This is a genomic window from Ignavibacteria bacterium, assembly GCA_025612375.1.
In the GTDB taxonomy this organism is placed as follows: domain Bacteria; phylum Bacteroidota; class Ignavibacteria; order Ignavibacteriales; family SURF-24; genus JAAXKN01.
The window spans coordinates 39,501-47,575 of record JAAXKN010000033.1 but is presented as its reverse complement, the minus strand read 5'-3'; the positions used below and the strand labels follow the sequence as shown (position 1 = coordinate 47,575).

Annotated in this window: 3 protein-coding genes and 1 pseudogene (1 of these 4 only partly in view); 2 read left to right on the top strand and 2 right to left on the bottom strand. The window is 44.2% G+C overall.

Annotated features, from left to right (window positions below; genetic code table 11):
* Positions 1–404 precede the first annotated feature (404 nt).
* Positions 405–1,790: an IS110 family transposase gene (locus HF312_16600; protein ID MCU7521836.1), complete on the bottom strand. Its 1,386-nt coding sequence runs from the start codon at positions 1,788–1,790 to the stop codon at positions 405–407.
* A 434-nt stretch (positions 1,791–2,224) separates the two neighbouring features.
* Between HF312_16600 and HF312_16595 the strand changes: the two genes are divergently transcribed.
* Together HF312_16595 and treS are read left to right on the top strand one after the other, a co-directional pair.
* Positions 2,225–4,195, top strand: a complete 1,971-nt coding sequence (locus HF312_16595) for an alpha-1,4-glucan--maltose-1-phosphate maltosyltransferase (GenBank protein ID MCU7521835.1) — start codon at positions 2,225–2,227, stop codon at positions 4,193–4,195.
* Positions 4,196–4,210: 15 nt separating this feature from the next.
* The gene (gene treS, locus HF312_16590) at positions 4,211–7,543 is read left to right on the top strand and encodes a maltose alpha-D-glucosyltransferase (protein MCU7521834.1); all 3,333 of its coding nucleotides are present in this window, start codon (positions 4,211–4,213) and stop codon (positions 7,541–7,543) included.
* A gap of 31 nt (positions 7,544–7,574) precedes the next feature.
* Here the strand turns inward: treS and HF312_16585 are convergent.
* Positions 7,575–8,075, bottom strand: a pseudogene (locus tag HF312_16585) (4-alpha-glucanotransferase) (it continues 873 nt past the right edge of the window).

Below are 8,075 nucleotides of genomic sequence, written 5' to 3'. Positions count from 1 at the left end.
TGATGGATAAAGTAACCCTTTCGGAAGATGGATTGACAAAGCAAATTATGCTGCAGAAGTAATGTCTTTGAAATTTATCACAAATTTACTTCGCTTCTAAGTTTAAGAAACTCAATTCTATAAATTTTCTTTGATTGTTTATTTAGTTTGAATTCTACATATGTCCTCCTGAAATATTTTTTGTTCTGATGGTTATGAGTGTCACATGCTTCTAATGTGAATTAAAGAGCAATTCCCCGGATATTGGTCCCGTTTTCGCTTCTTTTATTAATTTTAAGGCAAGGCGCTATGACGTTTTTCTCATTCATAATACTCATTTCGACAATTGTATTATCTTCCAACAAACCACCCATCTGACACTGCGGATAAACCCGTTATCTTGACTATTTGTTTTTAATAATGTTTCAAGCGGGTACAAGACTTAGGTTAAACCTTGCTGCCTGCTTCTTCAATGACTCGAGCCTTTTCCTGTCATAATTTTCCTGGTACTTCTTTAGTACCTGTTCAACAAATATGATCCCTTTTGTCATTATGTTGTAGAACATCACGGCCAGCTTTCTTGCCGTGGCCTTGTTGGCAACCTTACCTCCGTGTTTTGATTTTTTTCTCCAGTAGAAGCCTCCTAAAGCCGTATCCTTGCTTTTAGCAACGCCCCGGGCTGCGAGTCTGAAGAGCTGTCCTGCCCTGGTGTTTATCTTTCCCTTAAAGCGCCTTTTCCCTTTGCCTGAACGGTTCTGCGGAGGTACAACTCCGAGCCAGGAAGTAAAATGCTTCTCTGTCTTCCATGCGGATTTAAGGTCAGTTCCCAGTTCACTTATGAGCTGAAGAAACAGGCTGTCGCTTATTCCGACCATCTTCTCGGCATCACGTCCTCCGGTCAGCCTCAGTATGTGGCGGTGAAGCTGATCAATTTCGACTTTGTTAGGACTCCCGGGATTGCGCTTACCAGGCTTAGACGTATCAGGACTGATGTCATCTTTATCCTTTGTCATCTCTATGAGGAGCTTTTCGATCTCTTTGTCGCATTCTTTTAGCTGAGACTGATAGAACTCCCATGACCTGAGTGCCTGTTTTAAGAGGAAGAGGTGTTCTTCCTTGTAGCTGCCCCTTAAGGCCTTAAGCACTTCATCTTTCTTTTTGTCCCTTACCGAACGGTCACAGAGCTTCAGAAGCTCCTCTTCATTTCTTTGACCATCCAGTATGGCCCTTATTATATTGAGCCCGCTTACACCCATAATATTGCTTAGTACACTCGTGAGCTTTATGTTCATTAACTCAAGTGCCTTCTGTATGTGCTGTATGTGCTGGCTTCCCATGCGTACGTTGTCATCCCTCAGCCTCATATAGCTCCTCAGGGCCCTGATCTTTTCATCCGGAATGAAGCTCTTCCTCAAGAGCCCGTAGCTGTGGAGTGTCCTTAACCACTGGCAGTCCAGAACGTCAGTCTTTCTTCCGGGAACATTCTTTACGTGCCGCCCGTTGACTACATAGACCTCAAGACCCGCCTCTTCAAGCATCTCATGGAATGCTATCCAGTAGACACCCGTAGCTTCCATGACAACTGAGGTGACCTCTTTTTCCTTCAGGTACTCAATTGCCTGAATGTAGCTTTCCGTAAAGGTACGGAAACTCTTTACCTCATCGTCTTTTGTTGTGGAGATGAATATTGTCTCACTTCCTACGTCAATTCCCGCCACATTGGATTTTACTTCCTTCAGCTTCCCGGATTCTGCTCTATCCTGGGAGCTGTTTTCTTTAGATGTGTTCTTTTCGGATCTAATCTTCTTCATCTTTAACTCTATTCTTTTCATAAAATATCAATACAAAGCCCGAAGGTGGATATATACGTATATACTTCCAAGCGGGATATTCAAGCAAATAGCTGAATTCACCAATTAATTTGCCACAAGCTTCGGAACAAGTCTACAGAACGGGTAAATGCTTCACCAAGAAAAAGACTGTCACTTGCTTTATATCTTTTCAAATGCAAATTTAAGGTTTGTTTTCCTCATTTGTAAAAGGTTCCTCCTTTTATCACCGTCTACTGACAAGTCGTACCTCCGGAACTCTAAATCGAATTAAAGTTAGTTCTAGGCCAATAAGCTTTTAATATATGACCGGTTTCTTTCACCCTCCAGCCGTCTTTCAAAATTTTACCATTTTATTTTAGAAATAATATTCATTGAATATAAATAATGTGTAAATCTCAAAAGTAAGGGGATATATGGAGCAGGAAGGCAGACAGAGAGTTGTAATTGAAAACGTAAAGCCGAATATAAATTGCGGTGCCTACCCAATAAAAAGAGTAATAGGAGAAAAAGTCGTTGTAACGGCTGATATCTTTGCCGACGGCCACGATACCATTGCGGCCGAAATCCTTTACAGGAATTCAGGCAGCAAAGAATGGAAAACCTCTCCCATGAAGTTCGTCGATAATGACCTCTGGGATGGATCTTTCAGGGTTGAAGAAGAAGGCTCCTGCTTTTTTACCGTAAGGGGCTGGGTCGACCACTTCACCACATGGCAGAAGGACCTGGTTAAACGCATTGATGCCGCGCAGGATGTAAGCGTGGAACTCATGATAGGTGCCGATATGATCGATTTGAATGCACAGCAGGCAAATGGCGAGGACAAGAAAAAACTCCTCAGTTTCTCTGAAAAGATCCGCAGCGGAAATGCCGAGCTGGCTTTTGACACCGAGCTTTCTTTACTCATGCAGCTTAATACCGATAAATCAACTGCATCTGTTTTTCAGCAGGAATATGAAGCCTGGGTGGAAAGACACCGTGCACTTTTCAGTGCCTGGTATGAACTCTTCCCCCGCTCGGCAAACACTAAACCGGGCCGCCATGGAACGTTTAAGGACGTTGTAAACCTTCTTCCCGATATCCACGACATGGGTTTTGATATTATATACCTTCCCCCCATTCACCCGATCGGAATTACAAACAGAAAAGGGAAGAACAATTCCACTGAGGCCGGGCCTGAAGACCCCGGAAGCCCCTGGGCCATCGGCTCAAAAGAAGGGGGGCATAAAGCTATTCATCCGGAGCTTGGAACAATGGCTGACTTTACAGATCTGATAGCAAAAGCAAAAGACTTCGGAATTGAAATTGCGCTGGATATTGCCTACCAATGCTCTCCCGACCACCCTTATGTAAAGGAGCATCCCGAATGGTTCAAATGGCGCCCCGACGGAACTGTGCAGTATGCCGAGAACCCTCCTAAAAAATACCAGGACGTACTTCCCATAAACTTTGAGACGGAGAACTGGAAGAAACTATGGGATGAATTAAAAAGCATATTTCTTTTCTGGATAGATAAAGGCGTTAAAATATTCCGCGTGGATAACCCTCATACAAAACCTTTCGGATTCTGGGAATGGGTAATTAAGGACATAAAAAAAGAATATCCTGAAACTATTTTTCTGGCCGAAGCCTTTACACGTCCCAAGGTAATGTACCGCCTGGCTAAAGCGGGCTTTACACAGTCTTATACCTATTTTACATGGCGGAATACCAAGGATGAATTTAAGGAATATTTAACCGAACTGACAAAGCGGGATGCAAGAGAGTTCTACCGCCCGAATTTCTGGACCAATACGCCCGACATACTCCCGGAAAACCTCCAGTTCGGAGGCCGCGCAGCCTTTATATCGCGCTTTGTCCTGGCGGCTACACTTTCCTCAAACTACGGCATATACGGACCTGCGTACGAAGTATGCAACATTACCGGGATTGAGGAGAAAGAAGAATACATGAACTCAGAGAAGTATGAAATTAAATTCTGGGACAGGGATAAGCCGGGGAATATAAAAGACGTAATTAAAAAAGTAAATATAATACGGAAAGAAAACGCTGCCCTTCAGACGACATATAATATTGAATTCTATGATTCCGATAACCGCTACCTTCTTTGCTACGGGAAGGTGTCGGAAGATAAATCGAACATAATTGTAGTTGTTGTAAACCTTAACTTTTTCCACAAGCAGTCAGGCTCGGTTAAAATTCCGATTAAAAAACTTGGCATTCCTGAAAAGCAGTCGTACCTCGTGCATGAGCTCCTTTCCGGCAAAAGGCTGATGTGGCAGGGAAGTGAGAATTTTGTGGAACTCGACCCGGAGACTTCTCCGGCAAACATTTTTAAGATATATAAAAGATTAAGACGCGAAGATGATTTTGATTATTTCATGTAGATTGGTGAGGAGAATATGAGTGCCGATAGCCAGAAAATTTCAGTTGATCCCTTATGGTATAAAGATGCCGTTATTTATGAACTTCATATCAGATCCTTTTATGACAGTAATAGCGACGGCATAGGAGATATAAACGGGCTTATAGAGAAACTAAACTACCTGGAAAGCCTCGGGGTTACCGCACTCTGGCTCCTGCCCTTTTATCCATCCCCGCTGCGTGACGACGGTTACGACATAGAGGACTTTTATAACGTACATCCCGACTATGGAACACTCCGCGATTTTAAGAGGCTCCTGAAGGAAGCCCATAAAAGAGGCATGCGCATAATTACCGAACTGGTTATTAATCATACTTCCGATGAGCATAAGTGGTTTCAGAAGGCAAGAGCGTCAAAACCGGATAGCCCGTGGAGAAATTATTACGTCTGGAGCGATACGACGGATAAGTACACAGAGGCAAGGGTTATCTTTAAGGATTATGAAACTTCAAACTGGGCGTGGGATCCTTTGGCCCGCGCTTATTACTTCCACCGCTTTTATTCATACCAGCCCGACTTAAACTATGACAACCCGAAGGTCCGGGAAGAAATATTAAACATAGTAGACTACTGGTTTGAAATGGGTGTTGACGGAATCCTCCTCGATGGCATATCATACCTTTATGAGCGTGAAGGAACCAGCTGCGAGAACCTTCCGGAATCGCACGGTTTCCTGAAGGAATTAAGGCAGCACGTGGACGAAAAATTTACCGGCAAGGTGCTTCTGGCCGGAGTAAACCAGTGGCCGGATGACGCTGCTGAATATTTCGGCAATGGGGACGAATGCAATATGGCTTTTCACCTTGCCGTTATGCCCCGCATATTTATGGCGCAGAGAATGGAGGATAATTTCCCCGTTATTAACATCCTGCAGCAGACGCCTGAAATACCTGAAACATCCCAGTGGGTGACGTTCCTGAGGAACCATGATGAACTGACCCTGGAGATGGTTACAGATGAAGAGCGTGACTTTATGTACAGGACTTATGCGCAGGATCCAAGGGCAAGGCTTAACCTTGGAATAAGGCGGCGCCTGGCCCCACTTCTTGGCAATAACAGAAGAAAAATTGAACTGTCCAACATACTCCTTTTTTCACTTCAGGGTACGCCTGTTATTTATTACGGCGATGAAATAGGAATGGGGGACAATTATTATCTGGGCGGCAGAAGCGGCATGCGTACTCCAATGCAGTGGAATGCGGAGAGGAATGCCGGGTTTTCAAATGCCGCTCCTCAAAGGCTTTACCTTCCCGTGGTAATTGATGCGGAATACATGTATCAGTCTGTTAACGTTCAGCTGCAGGAACAAAATACGTCCTCAATGCTCTGGTGGATGAAAAGAGTAATTGCAATGAGAAAGCAGTTTAAGGCACTGGGGCGCGGCAGCCTTAAGTTTATAGAGTCCGGCAACCCTAAAGTCATAACTTTTATCCGGCAGTATGAAGAGGAGATAATACTTATAGTCATAAATTTATCCCGTTTTGCACAGGTAATTAAACCGGAGCTGCCTGACTATAACAAATATGTTCCTCAGGAAATCTTCAGCCGGAATATCTTCCCGGTTATTGAGGAAGGGCCTTATGTTTTAACACTAGGAAGTTATGACAGCTACTGGTTCCAGCTTGAAAAGAAAAAAGATGAAGAGGAAGAAGCCGGTGATGCAACGCTTTCGGAAATAAGAGTCAAAAAACAATGGAAGGAAATATTTGAAGGGGACGCTAAAGTATACCTGGAAAGGAAAGTTCTTCCCGTTTATATAAAAACCTGCAGGTGGTATGGCGGAAAAGCCAGGCAGATGCAGAGCATATCAGTAAAAGAAAATATCCCAATCCCTGTTAACGGAACTAATGCATATCTCATAATTATACAGGTCAATTATGCCGCAGGCGCGCCGGAAAACTACGTGCTGACGGTTTCCTATATCAGGGAAAAAGAAGCGGAGAAAATGATTAAAGACAATCCGCAAAGCATCATTTCGCGCATTAAGGTTGGGGAGGAAAGGGGATTTATATTTGACGCAATTTACAGCGGGGAGGTCCGCAGCCAGTTCCTCCAGATGATACAGAAAAAGAGGAGGATTAAAGGCGGCGGCGGGGTGCTCTTGGCCGAGAGAAGCAAAAAATTTAATAAGCTTTCAGGCACCACTGAACTTCCAGGGCACTCGCGCGTGTTAAAAGCTGAACAAAGCAACTCCTCGGTTTTATACGGCGAGACTTTCTTCCTGAAATTCTACAGGCATGTGGAAGAGGGGATAAACCCCGACGCGGAAATGATCCGTTTTTTAAGCGAGGTTAAAAATTTTGAAAATGTTCCTCCTTATGCCGGAAGCCTTGAATACAATTCCTCCGGCTCGGAGCCGCATGTACTTGCACTCCTGCAGAAATTTACCTTTAACCAGGGGGATGCCTGGACGGTTACGCTGGACGCCGTAGGGCGCTATTTTGAAAGGGTAATGTCACAGAAACCTAAGCCTCAAAACTTCGATATGAATCTTGAAAATATCTTTGACGTCAGGTTTCAGGATATGCCGGAGGTATTGCAGAATTTAATAGGGGCAAGTTTCTTTGAAAAAGCAAGTCTCCTTGGAAAAAGAACGGGGCAGATGCATGCTGCTTTATCGGCCTCTGAGAATCCCGACTTTGCGCCGGAGCCTTTGACAATGCATTATCAAAAATCTCTCTATCAGACACTGCAGACCAATACACGAAGAGGAATGGAGTTCCTGCGGGGGAGCCTGAAATCACTTCCGCCTGATAAGAGAAAGGAAGCCGAAAAAATATTATCGCTGGAAGATAGAATACTGGAATACTGCAAAGGTATTCTTAATAAAAAAATATCCGCAAAGAAAATAAGGATACATGGTGATTATCATCTGGGGCAGGTATTAAATACGGGCGATGATTTTATGATTATTGATTTTGAAGGCGAGCCCGTGCGCTCTCCCGGTGAAAGAAGGTTAAAATATACTGCAATGCGCGACGTTGCAGGAATGGTGCGATCACTGCACTACGCGGTTTACAGTGTATTTTTCCAGCGTTCGAAAATGCACGGTGAAGAAGCTTCTCTTTTGCAGCCCTGGATTGAACCCTGGTATTACTATATTACCGGGGCATTTTTAAGCGCATACCTGGAAGCCACAAAAGGATACGATATAGTGCCGGAGAAAAGGGATGAATTAAATATTCTTTTAACTTTATTCCTGATTGATAAATCCATTTATGAAGTGGGTTATGAATTAAACAACAGGCCCGACTGGGTTGTTATTCCCATGCAGGGTATACGGATGATCACGAAAGGGTTTTCGGATTAAAAAAGAGGCGCCCAATGGGCGCCTTTAATATTTAGCTTACTTCTATTTCCACATCCTGTTTAGGCTTGGGCGGCCTTTCGTAAAGAACGGTGAGGTCCTTATAAAAAGGAGCCACTTCGTAGGGCACCTGATCCCACGTAAAGCGCCACGTCCAGTTGCCGCCAAGGCGTCCGGGATAGTTCATCCTGGCCTCACTTCCAAGGTTCAGTATGTCCTGCATCGGAATTACAACCATGTCGGCAACCGAGGCATAAGCAGCCTTGATGAGCGCGTGAGTTATATAATCCACGCTGCCGTAATAGTTAATATACTTTTGCGTAAAATCATATATATCGCTGCTCTTGTCCTTAGAGGCCTTCTCGAAGAATCCCCTCGTTGTATCGTTGTCGTGTGAGCCGGTGTGGACTACGCTGTTCTTTATTATATTGTGCGGGAGGAATCTTGTCTCCTGCCCTGTACCGAAGGCAAACTGGAGCACCTTAATGCCGGGGAAGTTGAACTGGTCCCTCAGCTTTTCAACCGACTTTGTAAT